At 69.6% G+C, this 23,475-nt stretch carries 21 protein-coding genes and 1 tRNA gene; 14 read left to right on the top strand and 8 right to left on the bottom strand.

Going from position 1 to position 23,475, the window contains the following annotated elements:
• Positions 1-23: 23 nt before the first annotated feature.
• Entirely contained in the window at positions 24-1,022 is a 999-nt protein-coding gene (locus ACGFWE_RS30315; protein WP_352388455.1) for a sigma-70 family RNA polymerase sigma factor, read from the bottom strand.
• A 193-nt stretch (positions 1,023-1,215) separates the two neighbouring features.
• On the opposite strand from ACGFWE_RS30315, the gene ACGFWE_RS30320 reads away from it, so the two are divergent.
• Positions 1,216-1,746: a GNAT family N-acetyltransferase gene (locus ACGFWE_RS30320; RefSeq protein WP_393603013.1), complete on the top strand. Its 531-nt coding sequence runs from the start codon at positions 1,216-1,218 to the stop codon at positions 1,744-1,746.
• Between the two features lie 17 nt (positions 1,747-1,763).
• Here ACGFWE_RS30320 and ACGFWE_RS30325 read toward each other — a convergent pair whose 3' ends face one another.
• On the bottom strand, positions 1,764-2,555 hold the full coding sequence (locus ACGFWE_RS30325; RefSeq protein ID WP_352388458.1) for a class III extradiol ring-cleavage dioxygenase: 792 nt from the start codon (positions 2,553-2,555) through the stop codon (positions 1,764-1,766).
• Between the two features lie 119 nt (positions 2,556-2,674).
• Between ACGFWE_RS30325 and ACGFWE_RS30330 the strand changes: the two genes are divergently transcribed.
• A complete protein-coding gene (locus tag ACGFWE_RS30330) occupies positions 2,675-3,184 on the top strand; it encodes a MarR family winged helix-turn-helix transcriptional regulator (RefSeq protein ID WP_393603016.1) in 510 nt (169 codons plus the stop codon).
• A gap of 105 nt (positions 3,185-3,289) precedes the next feature.
• Here ACGFWE_RS30330 and ACGFWE_RS30335 read toward each other — a convergent pair whose 3' ends face one another.
• Positions 3,290-4,831, bottom strand: coding sequence for an MFS transporter (locus ACGFWE_RS30335; protein ID WP_393603017.1), 1,542 nt, complete (start codon positions 4,829-4,831; stop codon positions 3,290-3,292).
• Positions 4,832-4,986: 155 nt separating this feature from the next.
• Positions 4,987-5,625: a helix-turn-helix domain-containing protein gene (locus ACGFWE_RS30340; protein ID WP_352388464.1), complete on the bottom strand. Its 639-nt coding sequence runs from the start codon at positions 5,623-5,625 to the stop codon at positions 4,987-4,989.
• A 246-nt stretch (positions 5,626-5,871) separates the two neighbouring features.
• Here ACGFWE_RS30340 and ACGFWE_RS30345 point away from each other — a divergent pair, with 246 nt between their 5' ends.
• Together ACGFWE_RS30345 and ACGFWE_RS30350 are read left to right on the top strand one after the other, a co-directional pair.
• Positions 5,872-7,149, top strand: coding sequence for a M6 family metalloprotease domain-containing protein (locus ACGFWE_RS30345; protein WP_393603019.1), 1,278 nt, complete (start codon positions 5,872-5,874; stop codon positions 7,147-7,149).
• 370 nt (positions 7,150-7,519) lie between these two features.
• Complete coding sequence (locus tag ACGFWE_RS30350) at positions 7,520-9,112, top strand: helix-turn-helix domain-containing protein (RefSeq protein ID WP_393603021.1); 1,593 nt, start codon at positions 7,520-7,522, stop codon at positions 9,110-9,112.
• An 8-nt stretch (positions 9,113-9,120) separates the two neighbouring features.
• Here ACGFWE_RS30350 and ACGFWE_RS30355 read toward each other — a convergent pair whose 3' ends face one another.
• Positions 9,121-9,882, bottom strand: a complete 762-nt coding sequence (locus ACGFWE_RS30355) for a glucose 1-dehydrogenase (RefSeq protein WP_352388470.1) — start codon at positions 9,880-9,882, stop codon at positions 9,121-9,123.
• Between the two features lie 258 nt (positions 9,883-10,140).
• Here ACGFWE_RS30355 and ACGFWE_RS30360 point away from each other — a divergent pair.
• Positions 10,141-10,213 (top strand) — tRNA-Arg (locus ACGFWE_RS30360).
• Between the two features lie 1,002 nt (positions 10,214-11,215).
• Complete coding sequence (locus ACGFWE_RS30365; RefSeq protein WP_393603023.1) at positions 11,216-12,364, top strand: pentapeptide repeat-containing protein; 1,149 nt, start codon at positions 11,216-11,218, stop codon at positions 12,362-12,364.
• Positions 12,365-12,584: 220 nt separating this feature from the next.
• On the opposite strand, the gene ACGFWE_RS30370 is transcribed toward ACGFWE_RS30365, so the two are convergent.
• Entirely contained in the window at positions 12,585-12,926 is a 342-nt protein-coding gene (locus ACGFWE_RS30370) for a hypothetical protein (RefSeq protein ID WP_393603025.1), read from the bottom strand.
• Positions 12,927-13,284: 358 nt separating this feature from the next.
• On the opposite strand from ACGFWE_RS30370, the gene ACGFWE_RS30375 reads away from it, so the two are divergent.
• Positions 13,285-13,584, top strand: coding sequence for a hypothetical protein (locus tag ACGFWE_RS30375; RefSeq protein ID WP_352388474.1), 300 nt, complete (start codon positions 13,285-13,287; stop codon positions 13,582-13,584).
• A 513-nt stretch (positions 13,585-14,097) separates the two neighbouring features.
• On the opposite strand, the gene helR is transcribed toward ACGFWE_RS30375, so the two are convergent.
• Entirely contained in the window at positions 14,098-16,287 is a 2,190-nt protein-coding gene (gene helR, locus ACGFWE_RS30380) for an RNA polymerase recycling motor ATPase HelR (RefSeq protein ID WP_393603027.1), read from the bottom strand.
• A 294-nt stretch (positions 16,288-16,581) separates the two neighbouring features.
• Between helR and ACGFWE_RS30385 the strand changes: the two genes are divergently transcribed.
• The 5 genes from ACGFWE_RS30385 (at position 16,582) to ACGFWE_RS30405 (ending at position 20,450) form a co-directional block, all read left to right on the top strand.
• Positions 16,582-17,250 carry a glycoside hydrolase family 11 protein gene (locus tag ACGFWE_RS30385; RefSeq protein WP_352388478.1) on the top strand — a complete coding sequence of 223 codons (669 nt, stop codon included), beginning with the start codon at positions 16,582-16,584 and terminating at the stop codon, positions 17,248-17,250.
• The gene (locus ACGFWE_RS30390) at positions 17,250-17,927 is read left to right on the top strand and encodes a polysaccharide deacetylase family protein (protein ID WP_393603029.1); all 678 of its coding nucleotides are present in this window, start codon (positions 17,250-17,252) and stop codon (positions 17,925-17,927) included. The genes ACGFWE_RS30385 and ACGFWE_RS30390 overlap by 1 nt, the downstream gene beginning before the upstream one ends.
• A 333-nt stretch (positions 17,928-18,260) precedes the next feature.
• On the top strand, positions 18,261-18,977 hold the full coding sequence (locus ACGFWE_RS30395) for an N-acetylmuramoyl-L-alanine amidase (protein WP_393603031.1): 717 nt from the start codon (positions 18,261-18,263) through the stop codon (positions 18,975-18,977).
• Positions 18,959-19,177: a hypothetical protein gene (locus ACGFWE_RS30400; RefSeq protein ID WP_393603033.1), complete on the top strand. Its 219-nt coding sequence runs from the start codon at positions 18,959-18,961 to the stop codon at positions 19,175-19,177. The genes ACGFWE_RS30395 and ACGFWE_RS30400 overlap by 19 nt, the downstream gene beginning before the upstream one ends.
• A gap of 130 nt (positions 19,178-19,307) precedes the next feature.
• Positions 19,308-20,450, top strand: coding sequence for a DUF2235 domain-containing protein (locus ACGFWE_RS30405; protein ID WP_352388484.1), 1,143 nt, complete (start codon positions 19,308-19,310; stop codon positions 20,448-20,450).
• On the opposite strand, the gene ACGFWE_RS30410 is transcribed toward ACGFWE_RS30405, so the two are convergent.
• Positions 20,422-21,630, bottom strand: coding sequence for an MFS transporter (locus tag ACGFWE_RS30410; protein ID WP_393603035.1), 1,209 nt, complete (start codon positions 21,628-21,630; stop codon positions 20,422-20,424). The two genes, ACGFWE_RS30405 and ACGFWE_RS30410, sit on opposite strands and share 29 nt — an antisense overlap.
• A 71-nt stretch (positions 21,631-21,701) precedes the next feature.
• Here ACGFWE_RS30410 and ACGFWE_RS30415 point away from each other — a divergent pair, with 71 nt between their 5' ends.
• Together ACGFWE_RS30415 and ACGFWE_RS30420 are read left to right on the top strand one after the other, a co-directional pair.
• Positions 21,702-22,709 carry a winged helix-turn-helix domain-containing protein gene (locus tag ACGFWE_RS30415; RefSeq protein ID WP_393603037.1) on the top strand — a complete coding sequence of 336 codons (1,008 nt, stop codon included), beginning with the start codon at positions 21,702-21,704 and terminating at the stop codon, positions 22,707-22,709.
• A 19-nt stretch (positions 22,710-22,728) separates the two neighbouring features.
• Positions 22,729-23,232, top strand: a complete 504-nt coding sequence (locus ACGFWE_RS30420; protein ID WP_393603039.1) for a glutathione peroxidase — start codon at positions 22,729-22,731, stop codon at positions 23,230-23,232.
• Positions 23,233-23,475 lie beyond the last annotated feature (243 nt).

Below are 23,475 nucleotides of genomic sequence, written 5' to 3' on the forward strand. Positions count from 1 at the left end.
CGGCGTACGCGGGCACGCCCCGCCTACGCCGCAGCGTCGAACCCGGTGGACCGCGCGAGCTTCTTCAGCTCCAGCAGGGCGTGCTTCTCGATCTGCCGGATCCGCTCGCGGGTGAGCCCGTGCTCCTTGCCGACCTCGGTCAGCGTGCGCTCGCGCCCGTCCTCGATGCCGTACCGCATCTTGATGATGGAAGCGGTGCGCTGGTCGAGGCGGCCGATGAGGTCGTCCAGTTCCTCGCTGCGCAGCAGCGTCAGCACCGACTGCTCCGGCGAGACCGCGGAGGTGTCCTCCAGGAGGTCACCGAACTGGGTGTCGCCGTTGTCGTCCACCGACATGTTCAGCGAGACCGGGTCGCGGGCCCAGTCCAGGACGTCGATCACGCGCTCGGGGTTCGAGCCGAGCTCGGCGGCGACCTCCGCGGGCTCCGGGTCGCGGCCGTGCTCGCGGTTGAACTCGCGCTGCACACGGCGGATGCGGCCCAGCTCCTCCACGAGGTGGACGGGCAGCCGGATGGTGCGGGACTGGTCGGCGATGGAGCGGGTGATGGCCTGACGGATCCACCAGGTCGCGTACGTGGAGAACTTGAAGCCCTTGCGGTAGTCGAACTTCTCGACCGCGCGCACCAGGCCGGCGTTGCCCTCCTGGATCAGGTCGAGCAGGGGCAGACCGCTGCGGGGGTAGCGGCGGGCCACGGCCACGACCAGGCGGAGGTTGGAGCGGATGAACACGTCCTTGGCGCGCTCACTCTCCTCCACCAGGGCCTCCAGCTCCTCGCGGGTGGCGTCGGCCTTGGCTTCCTCGTACCCGTCGAGGACCTGCCGGGCGAACACACCCGCCTCGATGATCTGGGACAGCTCGACTTCCTTGGCGGCGTCGAGCAGCGGCGTACGCGCGATCTCGTCGAGGTACATGCCGACCAGGTCGCGGTCGGCGATCTCGCCGCCATGGACGCGAACACTGCGTGCCGCGTCGGTAGACCCGCCGGTGGCGGACTTACGACGGGCGACGGCACGGGTTGCCATGCGTGCTCCCTTGCGATGTTGGGTCAGCGGGTGGTCCGTCGGACGCTGGGTCCCGGTTCCGGTTGCTTTCCGGACTCTCCTCGGGTGCCCTGCATCCGATGGAAACAACGACTGGAAACCGGACAGAATTCCCAAGCCGTGCCGCTATTTTTCTGATCTTGCAGTACCCTGTCCGGCCACATGAGGAGGAGCGATGCCGTCGGAACGTACAGAGGTGCAGGTCAGGCCGGGAGTCGAAAGCGACCTCGGGGCCCTCACCGACCTCTACAACCACTACGTTCGTGAGACGCCGATCACATTCGACACCGCTGTCTTCACCCCGGAGGAGCGCCGCCCCTGGCTGCTCTCCCACCCTGAAGACGGCCCGTACCGCCTGAAGGTTGCCACCGACACCGACTCGACAGGAACCTCACAGCGGATCCTCGGGTACGCCACGTCCAGCCCGTTCCGCGCGAAGCCCGCGTACGCGACCTCCGTGGAAGTCACCGTCTACCTCGCTCCGGATGCGGGCGGCCGGGGCATCGGCACCCTCCTCTACAAGGCCCTCTTCGAGACCCTGGCCGGCGAGGACGTGCACCGCGCCTACGCGGGCATCGCACAGCCCAACGAAGCGTCCACGCGGCTGCATGAACGCTTCGGTTTCCGGCACGTCGGCACGTACCGGGAAGTGGGCAGGAAGTTCGGCCGCTACTGGGACGTGGCCTGGTACGAGAAGGGCCTGTAGACCCCCGCGGGAGACTGTCAGCCGAACTGCACGGACCGCTTGGCCATCCCCATCCAGAACCCGTCGATGACGGACCTCTGCGCGTCCAGCTCGCCGCTCACGTCCGCCGCGCCCATCGTCACGAACAGGGGGGCGAAGTGCTCGGTGCGCGGGTGGGCGTAGCGCCCGGCCGGGGCCTTGTGCAGGAAGTCCAGCAGGGAGTCCACGTCCCGCGCCTCAAGGGCCCTCCGGCCCCAGTCGTCGAATTCCGAGGACCAGGTGGGCACTCCGCCGCCGGTGTGGCGCAGGGCGGCGAGGTTGTGGGTGAAGAAGCCGGAGCCGACGATCAGGACGCCCTCGTCGCGCAGCGGGGCGAGCTTGCGGCCGATCTCCATGAGCCGGACCGGGTCGAGGGTCGGCATGGAGATCTGCAGGACCGGGATGTCGGCCTCGGGGAACATCTCGACGAGGGGGACATAGGCGCCGTGGTCCAGTCCGCGGTCCGGGATGTCCTGCACGGGGATGCCGGGGGCGCGCAGCAACTTGCGGACGGAGTCGGCGAGTTGGGGGGCGCCGGGGGCGTCGTACGTCACCTGGTAGTAGTGCTCGGGGAAGCCCCAGAAGTCGTAGACGAGCGGGACGGGCTGCACCGCGCCGAGGGCGAGGGGGGCCTCCTCCCAGTGGGCGGAGACCATGAGGATCGCCTTGGGGCGGGGCAGCTCCGCGGACCAGGCGGCGAGCTCACCGGGCCAGATCGGGTCGTCGGCGAGCGGCGGGGCGCCGTGGCTCAGATAGAGGGCGGGCATGCGCTCCAGCGTGGCGGCGGACATGACGGGGACTCCTCCGGTACTTCCGATGCGTCGAGTGCTTCAAATTTAAAGCTTCTACTGACATGACTGTACGCCTCACTTGTTTAAGATTCAAGGAGAGAGCTCGTAGAGTGGGAAACATGAACACGGCATCCGTCCCCGACGAGGAGCCCCAGTGGCTCGACGACGAAGAGCAGCGCATCTGGCGCTCGTACATCCACGCCACGACCCTTCTCGAGGATCACCTCGACCGCCAGCTGCAGCGGGACGCGGGCATGCCGCACATCTACTACGGCCTGCTCGTCGGCCTCGCCGAGGCCCCGCAGCGACGGCTGCGGATGACCGAGCTGGCCATGAAGGCGAAGATCACCCGGTCCCGGCTCTCGCACGCGATCGCCCGGCTGGAGCGCAACGGCTGGGTGCGCCGGGAGGACTGCCCGGACGACCGGCGCGGCCAGTTCGCGGTGCTCACCGACCCGGGCCTGGAGATGCTGCGGGGCGCCGCGCCGGGCCATGTGCGGGCCGTACGCAACGCCGTCTTCGACCGGCTCACCCCGGAACAGCAGAAGTCCCTCGGCGAGATCATGCAGATCGTCGCCGAGGGACTCCAGCCGAACGAGGCGGGCGCGGACCTGCCCTGGCTCCGCTGAGCCGCTCACTCAGCTGGGCCAGGGCAGTTCCTGGGTCGTACGTACGGGGCGTCCCCTTCCCCGTACGCACGTGGTTCTCGAAGGGGTACGACCGACCGATCGCCGTCAGTGGGCGACGACCGGGATCGCCAGCTCCTCCTCGGCGCCTTCCGCGGACCCCGTCACGGCGGTCGTGTCCGGGCGGCCGGCGTTGACGAGGGTCACGACGATGACCGCGGCGAGCACCAGCATGCCGACGGCGAACCAGATCGCGTTGGTGTAGCCGTGCACCTGGCCCTCCAGCGCGACCAGCTGCTGCTGCGACTTGGAGCCCGCGGAGCCGATGTGGTCGGCGATGTAGGAGGTCGTGGCGGAGGCGGCGATCGTGTTCAGCAGGGCCGTACCGATCGCGCCGCCCACCTGCTGCGAGGTGTTGACCATCGCGGAGGCGACACCGGCGTCCCGGGGCTCGACGCCCAGGGTGGCCAGGGACATGGCGGGCATGAACGCCGTACCCATGCCGAGGCCGAGCAGCAGCATCGCCGGCAGGATCGTCGAGGCGTACGACGAGCCGATCTCCAGCTGGGTCATCAGGAGCATGCCGACCGCGGCGACCAGGAAGCCGGGGCCCATCAGCAGGCGGGCCGGCAGGCGGGTCATCAGACGGGTGCCGATCTGGGTCGAGCCGACCATCATGCCGACGATCATCGGCATGAAGGCGAAGCCGGTCTTGATCGGCGAGAAGCCCTTCACGATCTGCAGGTAGTAGGTGAGGAACAGGAAGGTGCCGAACATCGCGATGATCGCGATGCCGAGGGAGAGGTAGATCCCGCCGCGGTTGCGGTCGGTGATCACGCGCAGCGGCAGCAGCGGGGCCTTGACCTTGGCCTCGGTGACGACGAAGGCGGTCAGCAGGACGACCGACGCGACGAACATGCCGACGGTCACGGAGTCGCCCCAGCCGTTGGACTCGGCGCGGGTGAAGCCGTAGACCAGCGCGACCAGGCCCAGGGTGGACAGCAGGACGCCGGGGATGTCGAGCGGGTTGCGGTTGCGGCCGCCCTCGGGCTCACGGATGACGAAGTACGCGCCGAGCGCGGCGACGATCGCGAACGGGATGTTCACGAAGAACGTCCAGCGCCAGTCCATGTACTCGGTCAGCACACCGCCGAGGATGAAGCCCACGGCGCCGCCGCCACCGGCGATCGCGCCGTAGATACCGAAGGCCTTGGCGCGCTCCTTGGCGTCCGTGAACATCACGGCGAGCAGGGAGAGCGCGGCGGGCGCGAGCAGCGCGCCGAAGACGCCCTGGAGGGCACGGGCACCGAACATCATGGCGCCGCTGGTGGCCGCGCCGCCGAGCGCGGAGGCACCGGCGAAGCCGATCAGGCCGACGACGAAGGCGTTCTTGCGGCCCCACAGGTCGGCTATGCGTCCGCCGAAGAGCAGGAGTCCGCCGAAGGCGAGCGCGTAGGCCGTGACGACCCACTGGCGGTTGCCGTCGGAGATGCCCAGGTCGGTCTGGGCGGAGGGCAGGGCGATGTTCACGATGGTCGCGTCGAGGACGACCATCAGCTGGGCGAGCGCGATGAAGACGAGCGCTTTCCAGCGGTTGGCGTCGCCGGACACGGCCGGTGCGCCGGAAGCCTTTGCGGCTGTTGCAGACATGGGGGTACCCACTTCGGGACTTCGGAACGGAAAAAGAATGAAGAAAGGGGACGGTCCGTCATCGGCGACGGCCGGTCGAAAGTCGTTGTAGAGACTGTTCTCGCGCTCTGAACTAATCGGTGTGACCAATCGGTGACTGGTCGGTTCTCGTCGGATCAGGCCTGGCGGAGGTCCTCCATGGTCAGGGCCGCGCCCGGCAGCTGGGAGCGGGCCGGGGCCCGCAGTCCGTCCAGGAACAGCTGAAGGGTGCGGTGCACGAACCCGTCGAGGGTGAGGCAGCCGGTGCCGGCCGGGGGCCGGGACAGCTGGGCCACGGCGACCATCAGGTCACCGACGCTCACGTCGCCGCGCAGCTGACCGGCCGTCCTGGCCCGGTCCATGAGCTGCTCGACGAGCTGCTCGATGCGTACGCGTGCGGCCACCAGGTCGGGGTGGTACTGGTCGAAGGTGCCCTGCACCATCGGGCACAGTGCGGTGATCCGCTCGTCGGCGGCGGTGTGCACGAAGCGCTCCAGCGCGCCGAAAGCGTCCCCGGTCGCCGCGAGCGCGAGCTCGGCCGCCTCCGCCGTCCGGTCCATGACGGAGCAGACGACCTCACGGACGAGCGCGTCGCGATCGGGGAAGTTCCGGTACACCGTGGCATTGCCGACGCCGGCCCGGCGGGCGATCTCGTCGAGCGGCACGTCGGGGCCGAACTCGGTGAACATCTCGCTGGCGGCGGTGACGATCCGCTCGCGGTTGCGCAGGGCGTCGGCGCGGGGCGCCTTGCGCTGTGCGGAGAGAGCGGTCTGCACGGTGTGCTCCTCGGTTGACGGTTGATCCGGGGACTCAATCCCCGTTTCGCTCGGACACTGGTCTAAACGGGGAGACGCTCCCCGGTTATTTCGGGTTGAGGAGAAATCATGGTGTGACCTGAGTCACAGTCTCGCGATACCCACGTTCGGTCTCCTCCAGCGCGCGTGCACCCCTGCCCCGGCAGAGGGTGATCGAGAAGGTGCAGCCTTTTGACCAGCGGCTGCCGTGCTCCGGAGGGTGCTCGCATGCCGTGGACCAGACGTCGGATACGCCCGCGCCGGGTCGCCGCCCTCGCGTCCGTGACCGCTCTGACCCTCGCGGTCAGCACCTCGGCCGGCACCGAGCGCCCGGTCCCCGGGACCACGACCGCCGGCCCGGTCGCCGTGGCCCGCTCCGACAGTCACGGCGCCTGCCTCATCAGCGGCGGCCCGGCCGTCCAGATGTCCGAGGGCCTGCCCACGCCCGGCGGCTACTCCCGCTCCACCGGCACCGTCCACGCCCTCACCCTGATGATCGACTTCTCCGACGCGCCGGGGTCCGGCAGCGCCCAGAGCCGCTTCCGCGAGTTCTTCCCGCAGACCCAGGACTGGTTCCGCACCAGTTCCTACGGCCGTCTCGACTACCGCCCCGAGACCCCGATCACCGGCTGGCTGCGCATGCCGAAGTCCTTCCGGGCCTACGGCATAGAGCGCGGCGCCCCCTTCGACCCCGGCTACCGCCGACTCGTCCAGGACATCGTGGCCGCCGCCGATCCCCGGGTGGACTTCCGGTCGTACGACTTCCTGAACGTCCTGGTGACCCCGAACGCCGGCCCCTCCGCCCTCGACACGGTCCTGTCGGTGACCTTCGCCGGCAACACCGACGCCCCGGTCGCCGACGGCGTCCCCGTCGCCAACGCCTCCTTCGTGTACTCCCGCCAGGACGACGGCTCCGGTTCCTTCCCGCAGACCGGCTACCGGGTACTGCCCCACGAGAACGGCCACGTTTTCGGCCTGCCCGACCTCTACACCCAGAACGGCGGGGGCGCGGTCGGCCACTGGGACATCATGAGCGAGGACTGGGGCACCAACAACGACCTCCTCGGCTGGCACAAGTGGAAGCTCGGCTGGCTGGACTCTACGCAGGTCAACTGCGTGACGGCGCCCGGGACTTCGGAGTACACGCTGACTCCGCTGGCCGGGCCCGGCCCCGGCACCAAGCTCCTCTTCGTCCCCCTCGGCCGCCGCACCGGCTACGCGGTCGAGCTGCGCACCCGCGAGGGCAACGACGAGACGGTGTGCCGGCCGGGCGTCCTCATCTACAAGGTCGACGCGAACGTGGACACCGGGCGGGGCCCGGTCCGCGTGTACGACGCGCGCCGCAACAGCGGGGGCTGCACCCGGAGCCCCAACGTCCACGCGGAACTCTCGGACGCACCGTTCGCAGCGGGGGAGGAGTTCCGGGACCCGGTGAGGGGGGTGCGGGTGCGGATACTGGGGGTGGACGGGGGCGGGAACTATCGGGTGGGGGTGACTCGGGGGTAGGGGGTTGTCGGGGGTAGGGGTCCTCTGGATCAGGGGGTTCTCGGGGGTAGGGGTCCTTGGATCAGGGGGTTCTCGGGGGTAGGGGGTTCTCGGCGAGGGCGGTGGCGTGCTGGGGGCGGACGGGACACCCACTGCGCGGTGTTGTCGGGCGGAGGTAGGAGGGGGCACCAGGCGCCCTCCGGTCCGGCACGGGCGGTGGCGTGTGGCGGGCGCTACCAAGCGGGGTCACCGGGGAGCAGCGGACCACCGGCCCCCTGAGTCGTGTACGGGCGTGGACACCTCCGCCGCCGGTCCCGGCGAGGGCGTGGCGCGCTCGGGGCGCGGTGTCGGATTACCGTAGGCCTGCCGCGACCGCCGTACCGGAGAGCCGATGCCCGCTGAGACCACCACTCCCCCGCCGGTACCGCAGTCCGCCGTGCCGGCCGAGGCGGTCACGCCTCTGATCCGGGGGGTCGGGGTGCTGCGGGAGCTGACCGAGGCGGGCGGGACACTCAGCCTGAGCGGCCTGGAGCGCGCGACGGGCCTGGCGCGTTCGACGGTCGACCGCATCACGGCGACGCTGGCCCGCATGGGATACGTCCGCCTCGACGGCCGGGACGCGGTGACGACCCCCCGCCTCATGGAACTCGGCAACGCCTACCTCGCCGCCCTGCGCCTGCCCGCCCTGCTGTCCCGGCGGGCCGACGCCCTCGCCGACGAGCTGGACGAGTCGGTGTCGCTGGCCGTCGCCGACCGGGACGGCATCCGCTTCATCCACCAGGCCACCCGCCGCCGCGCGATGTCCCTCAGCTTCCGCATCGGCGACCTGCTCCCCGCCGAACGCACCGCGCCGGGCCCCCTGTTCGCCTCCGAGTGGACGGACGGCGACTGGCGGACGTGGCGCGAACGCCGGGCGGCGGACCCGGAGAACCGGGCCTTTTCGGCCGTACCCCCTCGGCAGCTCCCTCTCCCGGATGGCGAGTTCGAGGCGAAGGCGGCACAGGCCGGCCGCGAAGGATGGGCGCTGGACGACCAGTTGATCGAACCGGGCCTGGTGGCGGTCTCCGTCCCCGTACGGGACCCCCGCACAGGCCGGATCGCCTGTGTGGCGAACGTCGTGAGCCACACCAGCCGCCACACCGCGACCGACCTGCGCGACACCCTGCTGCCGCAACTACGGGCGACGGTGGCCGAGATGGAACGCGAACTGGCCGCCGCCCCCGAGCCGGACCCGGCCCCGCCGCCCTCGGGATCGGCCGCCTGGATCGGGACGGCCAAGAAAGAACTGGGCCGGGAGTTCATCGAGTCCCTCGCGCGCGGCCTGACGGTCCTGACGGCGTTCGGCGAGGGCAGGGCCGCGCTGACCCTGACGGACGTGGCCCGGGCGACCGGCCTGGCGAGGGCGACGGCCCGCCGCGCCCTGATCACCTACGAGCACCTGGGCCTGGTCCGCGGACAGCCGGAGTCCCGCACCTTCAGCCTCACCCCCCGTGTCCTGTCCCTGGGCTTCCCACCCCTCTCCCGTACGACCCTCCCCCGCATCGCGGCCCCCCACCTGGCCGCCCTCTCGGCACTGGTCGGGGAGTCGACGGCGCTGGCGATCCTGGTGCCGTCGGGTCCGGACTCCGACCCCGAGATCCAGTACACGGCGAGGGCCGTGTCCCCCCGGATCATGGGTGTGGACATCAGGGTGGGCACCCGGCTGCCGGCGTCGGCGACCTCCCTGGGCCGGGTGCTGCTGACGGAGAACCAGGGGTACGCCCTGCTGGACGAGGACTGGGAGGACGGCCTGCGCACCGTCGCCGTCCCCCTCCGCGACCGTACGGGCCGGGCGGTCGCCGCCGTGAACGTGGCCCTGCACGCGGCGGGCCGCACGGAGCGGGAGTGCGTCGAGGAGATCCTCCCGGAACTCCGCCGCACGGCGACCCGTATAGAGCGGGAACTGCACGTGGCAGGGCACTTCACCCGGGTCGCCCTCCTCTGACAGTCAGATCAGCTGGTGACACCGCCGTCGACGACGAGATCGTGGCCGACGACGAAGCTCGACTCCTCGGACGCCAGCCACAGCACCGCGGCCACGATCTCGTCCGTCGTCGCGACGCGGGCGATCGGAACCGTCGTCGCCAGCCGGGCGGCACGGTCGGCATCGCTCTCTCCGGGGCGCAGGGACATGCCGGTGTCCGTGGCGCCGGGGCTCACCGCGTTGATGCGTACGTTGTCCTTGATGTGGTCGAGTGCGGCGACCCGCGTGAGGGTGCTCACCGCCGCCTTGGACGCGGCGTAGGCGGCCATGCCGGGACGGCGCCCGTGGTAGCCGATGTTGGACGCGGTGTTGACGATGACGCCGCCGCCGTTCGCCCGCATGTGCGCGATCTCCTGCTGCATGCCGATCAGGACGCCGTTCAGGTTGACGTCCAGCACGGACCGCCACACGGACAGGTCCAGATCACCGACCGGGGCGGGCTTGCCGAAGATGCCCGCGTTGTTGTGGGCCACGTGCAGGCCACCGTGGCGCTCCACTGTGGTGCGCACCAGACGCTCCATGTCCTCGGGCCGGGTGACGTCGGCGACGACCGCGTCGGCGACACCACCGTCCTCGCCGACGAGCCGCACGGTCTCCTCGATGGACTCCGGCCGGGCCCCTGCGGCCACGACGATGGCACCCTCGCGAGCAAAGGCCCGAACGGCGGCCCGGCCGATGCCGGATCCGGCCCCGGTGACGACGACGACCTTGTCCTTGAAACGGGCGGTCATGGAGGGTGCTCCTCGGTACTCGTCGTGATGGCTGGACCGGAGCCGCCCGAGCCCACACACGGCGACGGCGACGCCGACAAAGGCGAAACCGTAGCCGGAGTTCAGAGGGACCGCCGCGGCAATCGACAGACCTCAGCGCCGGCGGAGAGACCAGCAGGCCAGGAAACCGGGCGGAGGCATCAGCCCCGGCCCCACCACCCCCGCCTGATCCGCTAACCTGTCATGGACCGCCCTCCGCGGCGGTCCACGCAAAGCCCCGCCTTCGTAGCTCAGGGGATAGAGCACCGCTCTCCTAAAGCGGGTGTCGCAGGTTCGAATCCTGCCGGGGGCACAGAAAAAGGGCCAGCTCAGGAGGGTTTCCTCCCAGGCTGGCCCTTCGTCGTGTTCGAGGCCGTGCCACACGCGTGCCACTAATGCCACGCGGATGCCACATCACTCCTGGCTAAGGTGGCCTCTCCCCCCGCCCTCGCGGTTCATGGCCACGAGCCGATCGGCGATGGCCCGGGCCGTGTGCTGATAGATCAGCACAGCCCGGGAGCTGCTCTGCCCCATCCCCGTCATGAGCTCCCGCGTGTGGCCCCGGCAGTGGAGCGTATTGCCCTTGTGCCGAAGGGCGGGGAAGTGTTGCTCCGCCACAGTTGCCCGCCCTGCGGATCAATGAACAGGTGGCCGTCCTGCCCGGCAGCTCAAGGTGGTCCCCATCCCGGCGGCCACCTCAGCGGGAAAAGAGACCGTACGCACCCCCGCAGCCGACTTGGGCGCCTTGTCGAGGAGCTGCCCGTCTTGTAGTTCGGCGTGCGCACGCTGGACGACGACCTACGCGGCCGACCAAGTCGATGTCCTTCCACCGAAGCGCGGCCAGCTCGCCGAAACGGAGCGTCGTGAAAGCCGCCAGGAGCGAGCAATCGATAGCGGGGCGCGAGTGGTGGCATCGGCCACGCCGAAGTCCTCCCCCACCGACAGCACGAGCCGCTCGGGCATGTCAATCCGTGCCTTAACACGGCACAGGTTGCGGTGGATCATCGAGCAGGGAATCACGGGGAAAGCCGTCCAGTCCGACGGCGCCACGATTCTACCGTTCGCCCAGGTCAGCCTTAGAAGTGGCCTCGAATGCCCGCCGCTTCCCAAGCTGAGAGCGCGAGCTATACGCGCCGAGTGGCAGCTTCACCCTTCGAGAGGTGCCATGGAAGGCATGGCGCGGAACCTGGACTCTGCGAGGCTCCGCCGGACCGCGCAGCGGCGCACGTCACGGCGGCTTCGCCAACACCGTGACCGTCGACCACCGAGGACCACCAATTCATCGAACACAGACCGCATTCGCTTGGGAGGACTGTTGGTTGCCAGTCTGCCAGGGTTCGCGGCGTTGCTCGCGCTGCTGTTCACCTGGATGCAGGTCACGCAGACGGGCAAAGAACTGCGGATCAGTGAGCAGGGACAGATCACCAACCGGTTCAACGCCGCTATCAACAACCTGGGGTCGGCGTCCCTTGACGAACGGCTAGGGGGAATTTACGCGCTCGGGCGGATCATGGATGACTCCGCTCGCGACCACCCCACGGTCGTCTCGGTCCTGTCCGCTTACCTGCGTACGCACGCTGCTGCGCCGGCTGGCCGCAACAAACCACAGGCTGAATCGGGCGGGATTTCTTCTCCCAGAGCCGATGTGCAGGCAGTGATGACCGTGCTGGGAAACCGTCGTTCAGATTTTGACAAGGGAGTACCTGTTGACCTCAGGCGTACTAGCCTCCGCGGCGTGCAACTTGACGGCCGCGCAAAAGTGATTCCCTTCCGTGAAGCGGTTTTTTCAGAAGCAGATCTCAGTAGCTCGTCGCTGTCCAATCTGGACCTCCGAGGAGCATGGTTGGACAAGGTGAACCTCTCAGAGGCCACACTTACCGGCTCACGCCTTGACAACGCATTTCTCCCTGGAGCAAATTTCGCTTACGCTGACCTGTCGGGCTCACGCTTTCACGAGGCAAATCTCAAAGAAGTGAACTTCACAGGTGCCCACTTCTGCGGTGATATGTATCTGCAGCCAGCACAGGGGAGCCGAGGGGAAGCGTTGGCAGTTCCGGGTCGTTCCCGATCGCTGAGCCACGCCGAGGGGGACCGTGGATCCGCTGTTGACCGATGCGCTGATTTGACCAACACGGAACTCATCGGCGCTGACCTAACCAACGCGCTCCTCCCCAACATGAATTTCACCGGCACGATCTTCTGCCCAGACCCATCCGTCGAACTCGGAAGCTGCTCGAACCTACACGACGCAATACTCAGCGAATCAATCCTCAGAGGCGCATACCTGTCTGGGGCAAACCTCAATGGTACTGACCTTAGGAATGCCGACGTCAGGAACGTCGACTTCACCAACGCCGACCTGAGAAACGCTGACCTCACTGGAGCGAAAACCTCTGGGGCACGGTTCGAGGGAGCCAATCTGAAGGGAGCGAGCGGACCCCCGTGCCAACGTGAACGATGCTAAACAACCGAGCAGATACTTGCTGCCTCAGCCCCGAAGCAAAGCCACGGGCACTGACCTGCTCAGCCTGTCATTGTGCAATCGATGATGCTCGTCTCGATACGATCGCGCACACGGTCCGGAGGACCATTTGCCTTCTGAGTAACGTAACGCAGGAGGTCACGGGGGACGGGTCCGCGGATGGCTGTTCAGGGCCCGACCGCTGGTGTCCGGGTGTGGCTGATCAGACGGGAATCCAGTCAGGCCACTGTGGAGGGATGTTGCTCACCGGACAGAGTCCGGAGTCGCCGGGACAGCCGTCCAGCGTCCCTCGCGTCGTGAAGAGCCACCATGCCAACGACACCGTCGCGACGACCACCAGCAGCGTCGGCAGTGAGACGCGGACCGCCGTTGGCGTGCGAACCACCAGGCGTCTGCCGATGGCCTGCGCCGCGAGTACGGCAAGTGCTTCGCCTCCCACGACAAGAGGGAGCAGGAAGTTGAGTTCGAAGTGTTCGCCGGCGTCGTAACCCGCGTCGCAGTATGCGCGTGCCCAAACCGTCAATGACCAGGCGACGCAGCCCATGGCACCTCCGGACAATGCGGAGACTGCCCAGGGGGAGACAGGAGGTAGATCTCGGCTCGGCTGTGTGCACGACATGACACGACATCGAACGCGCCATTCACGGATCCGAGACGGGCAGGCGAGTGTCCAGCGTCAGGACAAGCATTGGCCCGCGATCATGCTCCCCGCCGACCACGACTCGGGATATGTTCCCCCTCCCGTCCACCATCGGCTTCTGCGAGAAGGAGCAAAGATCGCGCCAAGAACGTGAGCGGTTCGTTCCCCGTCGTACGAGTTGCCTGCCAGGCTCTCGCCCCGCGGGAACAAACCGCGGTGATGTCGTGAGGCGGCCCGACGAGGGGTATCGATGCTCAGGTTCATGGACTGGTCCGTCGTGGTCTTGGGCTGCTTGCTGGTTCTTCTCGGCTTCGGTTGTCGCTGGTGGGTGCAAACGAAGATTCGGCAAGGAGCGAGCCTCCGCCAGGAAGTGCGCTTGTCCTTGATCCCTCTGCTCATAGGTCTTGGCTTGGTCGTCGGAAAGTCGCCGAGCCTGGTGGGCGCGCCGTTCGCCGTTGTGATGACTGCTGACTCGATGAGTTTTGTGCTGATGGTCGCCGCGACGCTGATCTCGGTCGTGGCTGCGACGCGGCGGGGCGGCTCTGGACGATCCGCCGAGTGACGGCGATGCCTGGCGCGCCGACAGCGAAGCCGCCCGGAAACGCGCAAGTCGGCGTCTTGGCAGGCCGTGCTTCTTACCAGGTTCGGCTTACATATCGTCACTGACCGATTGGGAGGCCTCGTGAGCACTGTCCACGTACGTATCGGAGATCACCGGACCAAGTACCACACTGACGCCGACTGCCCGTCGTTGAACGGGAAGCAGGACACCTACATGGGGCAAGAGCCGATGTCGGAGGAAGAGGCCAAGGAGCAGGGACTCACGGCCTGCCGGCACTGCAAGAGGTAGCCGACCGTAGGTCGAATCGAAGGGTGCCCTGACCCACACGGCTGCCAGCAACGTCGCCGGGCGTGTTTCCGTGAGCCACGGCTCAGGTCAGGGTTGCCCGGCGTCGTTCCGGCTATAACGCCAGGCGCAGCTCGATGCCCTGGAACCGCACCTGATCGGTGCCGTCTTCCGCGTGTGGCCACCCGCAAGGCCATCACCGGGCTCACCCATCCAGCGGCTGTGAAGTCAGTCCCCCGCGTCCCCTACGTCCCCCACCCCCACGCCGGCACTCGTCAGGATCACCAACCGCTGTGTCGCCCTCGTCATCGCCACATACCGGTCCACCGCCCCCTCGACGCCCTCGCCGAAGTTCTGCGGGTCCACGAGGATCACCAGGTCGAACTCGAGGCCCTTCGACAGGGCCGGGGTCAGGGAGCGGACCCGGGGGGTCGGCTCGAAGTCCGGGGCGCCGATGACGCAGGCGATGCCCTCGGGGTGGTCCGCGAGCCAGGTGTCCAGCAGCGCGGTCAGGTCCGTCACCGGGCCGTACGTCACCGGGATGCCGGTGCTGCGGATCGAGGTGGGGACGTTGGCGTCCGGGAGGGCGGCGCGGATGACCGGCTCGGCCTCCTTCATGATCTCTTCCGGGGTGCGGTAGTTGACGCTCAGGGAGGCCATGCGGACGCGGTCCAGGCCCACCCGCTCCAGCCTCTCCTGCCAGGACTCCGTGAAGCCGTGCCTGGCCTGGGCGCGGTCGCCGACGATGGTGAAGCTGCGGGACGGGCAGCGCAGCAGCAGCATCTGCCACTCGGCGTCGGTCAGTTCCTGCGCCTCGTCCACGACGACGTGGGCGAACGGGCCGGCGAGCAGGTCCGGGTCGGCGATGTGCAGGGCGGCCTCGTCGACCAGCACGTCGTGGAAGTCCTCGCCGTGGAGCATCGTCACCAGGCCCATCCCGTACTCGTCGTCGGCGACCGCGCTCAGGCTCTCCACGACCGTGGTCATGCGTTCGCGTTCGGCGGCGAGGGTGGTCTCGTTACGGCGTCTGCGGCGGGAGATCTCCGGGTCGCCGAGCCGCTGCCGTGCCGCGTCCAGGAGCGGCAGGTCGGACACCGTCCAGGCGTGGCCGTCCGTGCGCTGCAGGATCCGTACCTCGTCGCGGTTCAGCCAGGGAGCGCACATCCGCAGGTAGGCCGGGACGGTCCACAGGTCCGAGACCAGGTCGGCCGCCTCCAGGAGCGGCCACGCCCGGTTGAACGCGGTGAGCAGTTCGCGGTTCTGGCGCAGGGACTTGCGGAGGAGGGCCTCCGGGGCGTCGCCCTCGTGCTTGTCCACGAGGATCGTGAGGAGTTCGTTCCAGACCTGGTCGCGGGCGTCGTTGTGCGGGGCGCCCTCCGCCGCGTCGAACGCCTCGGCCCAGTCGGTTGCGGTCAGCGGGATGTCGGACCAGTGGGTGGTGACGGTCATGCCCTCGGTGGGCGGCTCCTCGTAGAACCGGACGGCCTTCTCGATCGCCTTGACCAGGTCCGCCGAGGACTTCAGGCGGGCCACCTCCGGGTCGCTCTCGACTCCTGCCGTGGCTCCCTCGGCCACGAGGTCCCTGAGGACGCAGGTCTGCACGCCCTCCTCGCCGAGGCTGGGCAGGACGTCGGAGACGTAGGCCAGGTAGGGCCGGTGCGGGCCGACGAACAGGACGCCGCCGCGGCGGTGTCCGAGGCGCGGGTCGGAGTGCAGGAGGTAGGCGGAGCGGTGCAGGGCGACGACGGTCTTGCCGGTGCCGGGGCCGCCGTCGACGACGAGCGCGCCGCGGGATCCCGCGCGGATGATGGCGTCCTGGTCGGCCTGGATGGTGCCGAGGACGTCCCGCATCCGTTCCGAGCGGTCGCTGCCCAGGCTGGCGATGAAGGCGGACTGGTCGTCGAGGGAGGCGTGGTGCCCGGCGAAGCCGTCCGGGGCGAACACCTCGTCCCAGTAGTCGCCGATCCGGCCGTTCTTCCAGCGGTACCTGCGGCGGCTGGCCAGTCCCATCGGGTTGGCGTGGGTGGCCCCGAAGAACGGCTCGGCGGCGGGGGAACGCCAGTCGACGAGCAGTCTGCGGCCCGTGCTGTCGGTGAGGCCGAGTCGTCCGACGTAGACCGGCTCGGGGTCGTCGGCGCCGACCATGTGCCCGAGGCACAGGTCCAGGCCGAAGCGGCGCAGGGTGCGCAGCCGGGCGCTGAGGCGGTGGATCTCGGTGTCCCGGTCCATGGCTTCCTGGCCGATGCCGCCGGGCGCCCTGAGGGTGGTGGCGAGGGTGTCGGACAGTTCGGCGATCGTCTGCTCCAGGCACTCCGCGATGGCCGCGAAGTGCCGCTCGTCGGCGGCGATCAGTGCGGGGGCGGCCTTGGCGGCGAGGCGGTCGGGAAGATCGAACACGCTCGTGGGCAGGGAATTCAAGTCAGCAGCTCCGGTTTCGGGTACGGCCGGTAAGTGTGCGCCCACCCCGGGGCCTTGCCGCAAGCCCCCTCGTACGCTATACGTTGAACATGGCAAGGAGGTGCTGACCTCCCTGCCTTTTTCTTTTGCCTCGGCCGTCCGGAAGGTCTTCGAAACATTCGAAGAAATACATCGGTTCTTTGAGGCTCCATGACGGAAAGATGATCAGGTATCGCCAGCTCACGGCTGCCGAATCATTCGAAACATGTGCCGAAACTGTTGACGCTTGACAGGGGCAGACCAAAACTGTGGGGCATGACTCACACACCCGCACACCCCACGCGCCGCAGCGTCTGCGGCCTCCTGCTGGCCACCGGGGCCACGCTGGCCCTGCCCGGCACCGCCGAGGCGGCCACGGTCATCACCACGAACCAGACCGGGACCAACAACGGCTACTACTACTCGTTCTGGACGGACGCCCAGGGCACCGTCTCCATGACCCTCAACTCCGGCGGGAACTACAGCACTTCCTGGCGCAACACCGGCAACTTCGTGGCCGGCAAGGGCTGGGGCAACGGCTCCCGCAGGACCGTGAACTACTCCGGCAGTTTCAACCCGTCCGGCAACGCCTACCTGGCCCTCTACGGCTGGACCTCGAACCCGCTCGTCGAGTACTACATCGTCGACAACTGGGGCACCTACCGGCCCACCGGAACGTACAAGGGCACCGTCACCAGCGACGGCGGGACGTACGACATCTACCAGACCACCCGGTACAACGCCCCGTCCGTGGAGGGCACCAGGACCTTCAACCAGTACTGGAGCGTCCGGCAGTCGAGGCGGACCGGCGGCTCCATCACCACCGGCAACCACTTCGACGCGTGGGCCCGCGCCGGCATGCCGATGGGCAGCTTCAAGTACTACATGATCCTCGCGACCGAGGGTTATCAGAGCAGCGGCAGCTCCAACATCACGGTGGCGTGATGAGGGGCCGGGCGCACCTGCCGTTACTGGCCGCCGCCGCTCTGGCCGCCGCCGGCACCCTCACCGTCCCCGCCTCCGCCGCCCCCGCGCAGGCCGCCGCCTGCTCCGGATACGTCGGCCTCACCTTCGACGACGGCCCGGGCAGCGGCACCACCACCCTGCTCAACTCCCTGCGGCAGTACGGCCTCAGGGCCACCATGTTCAACACGGGCCAGAACGCCGCCGCCAACCCGGCCCTCGTCAGGGCCCAGGTCAGCGCCGGGATGTGGGTCGGCAACCACAGTTACACGCACCCGCATCTGACCCAGCAGAGCCAGGCCACGGTCGACTCGGAGATCTCCCGCACCCAGCAGGCGCTCGCGAACGCCGGTGGTGGCACACCGAGGCTGTTCCGGCCGCCGTACGGCGAGACCAACGCGACGGTGAAGGCCGTGGAGGCCAAGTACGGGCTGACCGAGGTCATCTGGCAGGTCGACTCGCAGGACTGGAACAACGCCAGTACCGACGCGATCGTCGCGGCGGTCGGCCGGCTCACCAACGGACAGGTCGTCCTCATGCACGACTGGCCCGCCAACACCCGCGCGGCGATCCCGCGCATCGCACAGACACTGGCCGCCAAGGGGCTGTGCTCCGGCATGATCTCGCCCCAGACCGGCCGCGCGGTGGCACCGGGCTGATCCACGGCCACGGCGATCCACCCACGGTCGTCCGGCCACGGTCGTCCGGCCACAGCGATCCGGCCTCGGCGATCCGGCCTCGGCGCGGCGGTCGTTCCCCCTCGGGCCGCCGCGCCGAACACGGGTCACCGAAATGCCGCGCGCGTACGACGCCGGGGACCCCCTTCGGCTGTGAATGCCGCGTTTCCCCTTCGGGGCGGGCCGTTGCCCGCAATTATGAGCGGCGAGTGGGGCGAGCACGTACCACTGGATGCCCTTCCCGCACCTCAACTCACGAGATCCGGCCGCTACTTGACGCGTTTCTCGGCGCGTCGCCCGGAAGGAACCGCAGCCATGGCCACACCCCTGTCCGCCGCGAAGATGCTCGCCGCGCTGAAGGCCGAGGGCCTCACCGTGCACGAGCACGCCGGCTGGAAGACCCACAACCGCGACGCGGCGTCCGGCAAGTCCTTCGGACCCGTCATCGGGGTGCTGATCCACCACACCGGCGGGCACAACGACAAGGAGCTCTGCTACAAGGGCAGATCCGACCTGCCGGGGCCGCTGTGCCACGCCTGGCTCGGCAAGACCGCCGGGCTGTGGCTGATCGGCAACGGCCGTACCAACCACGCGGGTTACGCCGACATCGATGTCCTCAACGCGCTCCGCAACGAGAAGCCGCTGCCCCACGACGACGTGGCGACGGCGGACGGCAACGACTGTCTGTACGGCCTGGAGATCGAGAACCTCGGCAAGAGCGGCGACCCCTACCCGACAGCGCAGTACCGGCAGGCCGTGCTGTGGGCGGCGGCGATCTGCCGCGCGCACGGCTGGAGCGAGAAGTCCGTCGCCGGGCACAAGGAGTGCCAGCCCGGCAAGATCGACCCTAGCTTCGACATGGACGACTTCCGGGCCGCCGTGAAGAAGCAGCTGGCCGCGGGGGCCGGAAAGACGGAGCCGACGAAGCCGGCGGGCAAGCCCCGCGTCGACCTGTCCCGGCTGGTCAAGGCCGCGAAGACGGACCCCGGGCCAAGCAGGGCCACGTCAGTTACATGGCCGGCACCAACCTGACGGAGGCCGCCCTCGTCGAACTCGGCTATCTCTCCAAGTCCTACGCCGGAGACGGCTCCTTCGGCACCACCACCGTCGCCGCCTACGCCAAGTGGCAGCGCCACCTGGGCTACAGCGGCGCCGACGCCAACGGCATCCCGGGCAAGGTCTCGCTGGCGCGGCTGGGCGAGAAGACGGGACTGTTCACGGTCGTGGCCTGACCGCCGGTCCGCCGCCGACCCGCCACCGGGCTCCGAGTTGCGGGTCGGCGCGGTCCCTGCGGTACTGGCTGTATCTGCCGAGCAGTCCCGCGGTCCTCTCCGCAGGGGCTACGGGTGGAGGAGGCACAGGATGGCCAAGCGTCTGGTGGTCTGCTGCGACGGGACGTGGAATCTCGCCGACCAGCCGAGCAAGACGAATGTCGCCAAGGTGGCCCTGGCCGTACGGCGACGCTCCGCTGACGGAACGGAACAGCGGGTGTACTACCACAGCGGGGTCGGCACGAACCGGCGGGAACGGCTGCGGGGCGGGGCGTTCGGGGTGGGCCTGTCGCGCAACGTGCTCGACGCCTACCGCTTCCTCATCCACACCTACGAACCCGGCGACGCCCTGTACCTGTTCGGCTTCAGCCGGGGCGCGTTCACCGCGCGCAGCCTGGCCGGGCTGGTGCGCAACTGCGGCATCCTGCGCCCGGAGCAGGCCGACCGGATCGACGAGGCGTGGGCGCTGTACCGCAGCCGCGCCGACAAACCGACCAGCGTGGCCGCCACGCTGTTCCGCGGGGCGTACGCGTACGAGACGGAGATCCGTTTCGTGGGCGTCTGGGACACGGTCGGCTCCCTGGGCATCCCGGTTCCGGCGCCCCGGTTCCTCCAGCCGCTCGTCGACCGCTTCAACCACCGCTGGGCCTTCCACGACACCACCCTCAGCAGGTCGGTGAACGGTGCCTTCCAGGCCCTGGCCGTCGACGAGGAGCGCTCGGCGTTCCCGCCGACCCTGTGGCAGCAGGAGAAGGACGCCGGCAACCATCAGGAGCTGCTGCAGATGTGGTTCTCCGGGGTACATCTCTCCGTCGGGGGCGGCGAGAAGGACTCGGGCCTGTCCGACATCACCCTCCTGTGGATGGTCCAGCAGGCCGTCCGGTACGGCCTGGAATTCGAGCCCGGGATCCTCAGCGCGAAGGGGCCGGACAGCATGAACCCGCAGGAGTGCGTCGACTTCGCCGTCCAGCCGAACCCGATGGGCCCGTGGGTCCCCTCCCGGAAGGGCTTCTACCGGCTCTTCCGGCCCCTGCACCGCCCGATCGGACAGGAGAGGGACAAGCACGGTCGCCTCGTCGGCAACGAGCACCTGGCCGACACGGTCCTGCGGCGCCGCGAGGGCGACTCCCGCTACCGCCCGCCGGCGCTCGAGGCCTACCTGAAGGACGTCAGGCATCAGGACGCCGACCCGGTCCCCCTCGCCTTCAACGACCTGTCCGCCCACACTCCCTGAGGTCCGGGCTCACGCCGTCCGGGACGAGACGCCTTTCCAGCGCGAAGAGCGTCAGGGTCACCGCGATCGACGCGGCCGCCATGAGGGTCATCGCCGTGGCCGGGGAGGTCAGTTGGGCCAGAGTGCCGGCCATGAGGGCGCCGATGCCCTGGAGGGCGACCATGCCGGTGGTGTGCAGGCCGAGCGCCTGGCCCGCGAGGTCGTCGGGGGTGAGCGACATCAGGCGTTCCTGGAGGACCAGGCTCGCGGCGAAGCCGACGGAGGCGACGGCGGCCGCCACGGCCGACAGCGGCACGGACGGCCGTAGCACGAAGAACAGATAGGGCACGGCCAGCAGCAGGCGCAGCGGGGTCGCGAGGCGGGGCCGCAGCGCGGGCGGCACCAGGCGGCCGACCGCCAGGTCGCCCGCGAACATGCCCAGCGCCCCGCACGCGTACATCGTGCCGGCGGCCGCGGGGGCGTAGGAGATGTAGAGCGAATCGCCGCCGACCACCAGGCCGTTGGGGACCCACAGGCCCAGGTAGACCAGGCGGCGGGGGCGGGAGGACCACAGGAGGGCGTTGGTGCGCCAGGTCGCGGAGAAGGACGGGCGGCCGGCCGAGCGCGGCGGGCGGGGTGTGAGGCCCAGGTGGTTGACGAGGGCCGAGGCCACGTAGAGCGCCGCCGCGAGGAGCAGGCACAGGCGCGGGGTCAGGAACGCCAGGAGCGCGCCGCCCGCCGCGAAGCCGGTCATCTGCACCAGGCCCCACAGCATGTTGAAGACCGAGCGGCCCAGGACATAGCCGTTCGCGGGCAGGATCTCGTTCATCAGTCCGCCGCGCACTCCCCCGCCCAGCGACGCGACCAGGCCCTGCAGGAACAGGACGGCGAAGACGGCCCACACCGGCAGGCCGGGCAGCGCCAACGCCGCCGTACCGGCCGCGAAGGCGAGGGAGATGACGGTCAGGACCGCGCGCGGGGGCAGCCGGTCGGCGCCCGAGAGCAGGAACGCGGCCCCCAGTAACTGCGCGAGCTGCGGTCCGAACATGCTCAGCGCCGACAGCAGCGGAGAGCCGGTGGCCCGGTAGACCAGCGTGCCGAGGGCCAGGCCGCCGATCGTCTGGGCCGCGGCGTGGGCGGCGAAGGAGAGGAGGAAGGGGGTGTATTCCGGGGTGCGGAAGAGGGTGCGGTAGCTGCGCATGCGGGGAGTCTCGGAGCGCGTGGCGGCTGACGGTTAGTGTTTCGCGCGGTCGCGAAACCACGGGGGGCTTCATGGGCTGGTGGCAGGTCGACGGGGACACCCTGGTCCGCAGCCGGTTCGTGGTCTGCCCGTTCACCGAGACCTTCGCGGCCCTGCGACTGCTGAACAAGGGCACCGGCGCCCACCCGGGCGAGGAGGCCTGGCTCCGCGCCAATCTGCCCGGCTACCGCGCGCGCCTCGCGGCCGATCCGGTGACCGCGCTGCTCGTGCGCTCCGGGGTGGGCACGTCCTGGATCGCCGACTTCCTCGCGCCCCTGCCGCGTGACGGCACACCCCTGGAGGAGACCCTGGCGCGGATCCGGGCCACCGACCCCGCCGAGGCCCGCGCGAACCTCCGGGTCTCCCTGCGCGGCCCGCTGCCCGCCGCCCTGGAGCGCGACGACCTCCCCGAGCGGGCGGCCGCGCTCCTCGCCCACGTCTGGACGGCGACGGTACGGCCGTACTGGCACCGTCGGCGGCGGATCCTGGAGGCGGACGTCGTGGCCCGGACCGCGCAGGTGAGCCGGGGTGGCTGGGCGGCCGTCATCGACTCCCTGCTGCCGGGGCAGACCCGCTGGCTCGGCGACAACCGGCTCCAGGTGAACCGGCACGAGCGCCCGCCCCGCGACATCCGCGGCGCCGAACTCGTCTTCCTCCCGGTCACGGCCGGGCGCGGCTGGGCCACGTGGGAGGAACCGGGACGGTACGCCCTGGTCTACGGCTGCGCGGGCGCCCTCGCCGACCCGGGCGCCCGGAGCGTGCCCGCGGGTCTCGGAACGCTGCTCGGGGCCGGGCGGGCCAGGGTGTTCGTCCTCCTGGACTCCCCGCTGAGCACCAGCCAGCTGGTCGCCGTGACCGGGCAGGGGCTGGGGTCGGTGGGACGGCATCTGCGGGTGCTGCTGGACGCCGGGCTGGTGGAGCGGCGGCGGGCGGGGCGGTCGGTGCTGTATGTGCGGACGGCGGCCGGGGAGGTGCTGGTGAAGGCGTCGGGGGCCGCTACCGGCGAACCTGGGCCGGGGCCGGAACCGGGGATTGGCTGAGCGGAGTTAGCATCCGCTCATGACGACTACAGATGGTTCCTCTCCCCTCGACATCGAGATCGGGGCCCTCACGGGCGGCTCCGCCGACCTCGCCCAGTACGCCGGCAAGGCCGTCCTCATCGTGAACGTGGCCTCCAAGTGCGGGCTCACCCCGCAGTACAACGGCCTGGAGAAGCTCCAGGAGCGGTACGCGGAACGGGGGTTCACCGTCCTCGGCGTGCCCTGCAACCAGTTCATGGGCCAGGAGCCCGGCAGCGCCGAGGAGATCGCGGAGTTCTGCTCGGCGACGTACGGCGTGACCTTCCCGCTGACCGAGAAGGTCGAGGTGAACGGGGAAGGGCGGCACGCGCTGTACGAGCGGCTCGTGGGCTTCGCCGACGCGGAGGGGCACGACGGGGACATCCGCTGGAACTTCGAGAAGTTCCTGATCGGCCGGGACGGATCGGTCGTGGCGAGGTTCTCCCCGCAGACGGAGCCGGAGTCGGACGAGCTCGTCACCGCCGTGGAGAGCGCGCTGGCGTAGGCGGCCGCGGGTCCGCTGTGGCTGGTCGCGCAGTTCCCCGCGCCCCTGAGTGGGTGCAGTCGCGTCAGCCCAGCTGTGCCCGTCCTTGGGGGCGCGGGGAACTGCGCGACCAGCCCCCACCGGGCCGCACCCGACGCACAACCCCCCGGCCTAAGCGCCGCAGGCATGCGCCGAGCCCCCTCGGCAAGGACGGCGATCTGGTCGAGAGGGCTCTGTGGTGGTGCTTGTGCTGTTGTCGTGAGC

It is taken from the genome of Streptomyces sp. NPDC048523, assembly GCF_043199815.1.
In the GTDB taxonomy this organism is placed as follows: Bacteria; Actinomycetota; Actinomycetes; order Streptomycetales; family Streptomycetaceae; genus Streptomyces.

What these genes read in the sequence shown, in the direction of transcription:
- ACGFWE_RS30315 (WP_352388455.1), bottom strand. Translation starts at nt 1,022, where the DNA reads ATGGCAACCCGTGCCGTCGCCCGTCGTAAGTCCGCCACCGGCGGGTCT.
- ACGFWE_RS30320 (WP_393603013.1), top strand. Translation starts at nt 1,216, where the DNA reads ATGCCGTCGGAACGTACAGAGGTGCAGGTCAGGCCGGGAGTCGAAAGC.
- ACGFWE_RS30325 (WP_352388458.1), bottom strand. Translation starts at nt 2,555, where the DNA reads ATGTCCGCCGCCACGCTGGAGCGCATGCCCGCCCTCTATCTGAGCCAC.
- ACGFWE_RS30330 (WP_393603016.1), top strand. Translation starts at nt 2,675, where the DNA reads ATGAACACGGCATCCGTCCCCGACGAGGAGCCCCAGTGGCTCGACGAC.
- ACGFWE_RS30335 (WP_393603017.1), bottom strand. Translation starts at nt 4,831, where the DNA reads ATGTCTGCAACAGCCGCAAAGGCTTCCGGCGCACCGGCCGTGTCCGGC.
- ACGFWE_RS30345 (WP_393603019.1), top strand. Translation starts at nt 5,872, where the DNA reads ATGCCGTGGACCAGACGTCGGATACGCCCGCGCCGGGTCGCCGCCCTC.
- ACGFWE_RS30350 (WP_393603021.1), top strand. Translation starts at nt 7,520, where the DNA reads ATGCCCGCTGAGACCACCACTCCCCCGCCGGTACCGCAGTCCGCCGTG.
- ACGFWE_RS30355 (WP_352388470.1), bottom strand. Translation starts at nt 9,882, where the DNA reads ATGACCGCCCGTTTCAAGGACAAGGTCGTCGTCGTCACCGGGGCCGGA.
- ACGFWE_RS30370 (WP_393603025.1), bottom strand. Translation starts at nt 12,926, where the DNA reads ATGGGCTGCGTCGCCTGGTCATTGACGGTTTGGGCACGCGCATACTGC.
- ACGFWE_RS30375 (WP_352388474.1), top strand. Translation starts at nt 13,285, where the DNA reads ATGGACTGGTCCGTCGTGGTCTTGGGCTGCTTGCTGGTTCTTCTCGGC.
- ACGFWE_RS30385 (WP_352388478.1), top strand. Translation starts at nt 16,582, where the DNA reads ATGACTCACACACCCGCACACCCCACGCGCCGCAGCGTCTGCGGCCTC.
- ACGFWE_RS30390 (WP_393603029.1), top strand. Translation starts at nt 17,250, where the DNA reads ATGAGGGGCCGGGCGCACCTGCCGTTACTGGCCGCCGCCGCTCTGGCC.
- ACGFWE_RS30395 (WP_393603031.1), top strand. Translation starts at nt 18,261, where the DNA reads ATGGCCACACCCCTGTCCGCCGCGAAGATGCTCGCCGCGCTGAAGGCC.
- ACGFWE_RS30400 (WP_393603033.1), top strand. Translation starts at nt 18,959, where the DNA reads ATGGCCGGCACCAACCTGACGGAGGCCGCCCTCGTCGAACTCGGCTAT.
- ACGFWE_RS30405 (WP_352388484.1), top strand. Translation starts at nt 19,308, where the DNA reads ATGGCCAAGCGTCTGGTGGTCTGCTGCGACGGGACGTGGAATCTCGCC.
- ACGFWE_RS30410 (WP_393603035.1), bottom strand. Translation starts at nt 21,630, where the DNA reads ATGCGCAGCTACCGCACCCTCTTCCGCACCCCGGAATACACCCCCTTC.
- ACGFWE_RS30415 (WP_393603037.1), top strand. Translation starts at nt 21,702, where the DNA reads ATGGGCTGGTGGCAGGTCGACGGGGACACCCTGGTCCGCAGCCGGTTC.
- ACGFWE_RS30420 (WP_393603039.1), top strand. Translation starts at nt 22,729, where the DNA reads ATGACGACTACAGATGGTTCCTCTCCCCTCGACATCGAGATCGGGGCC.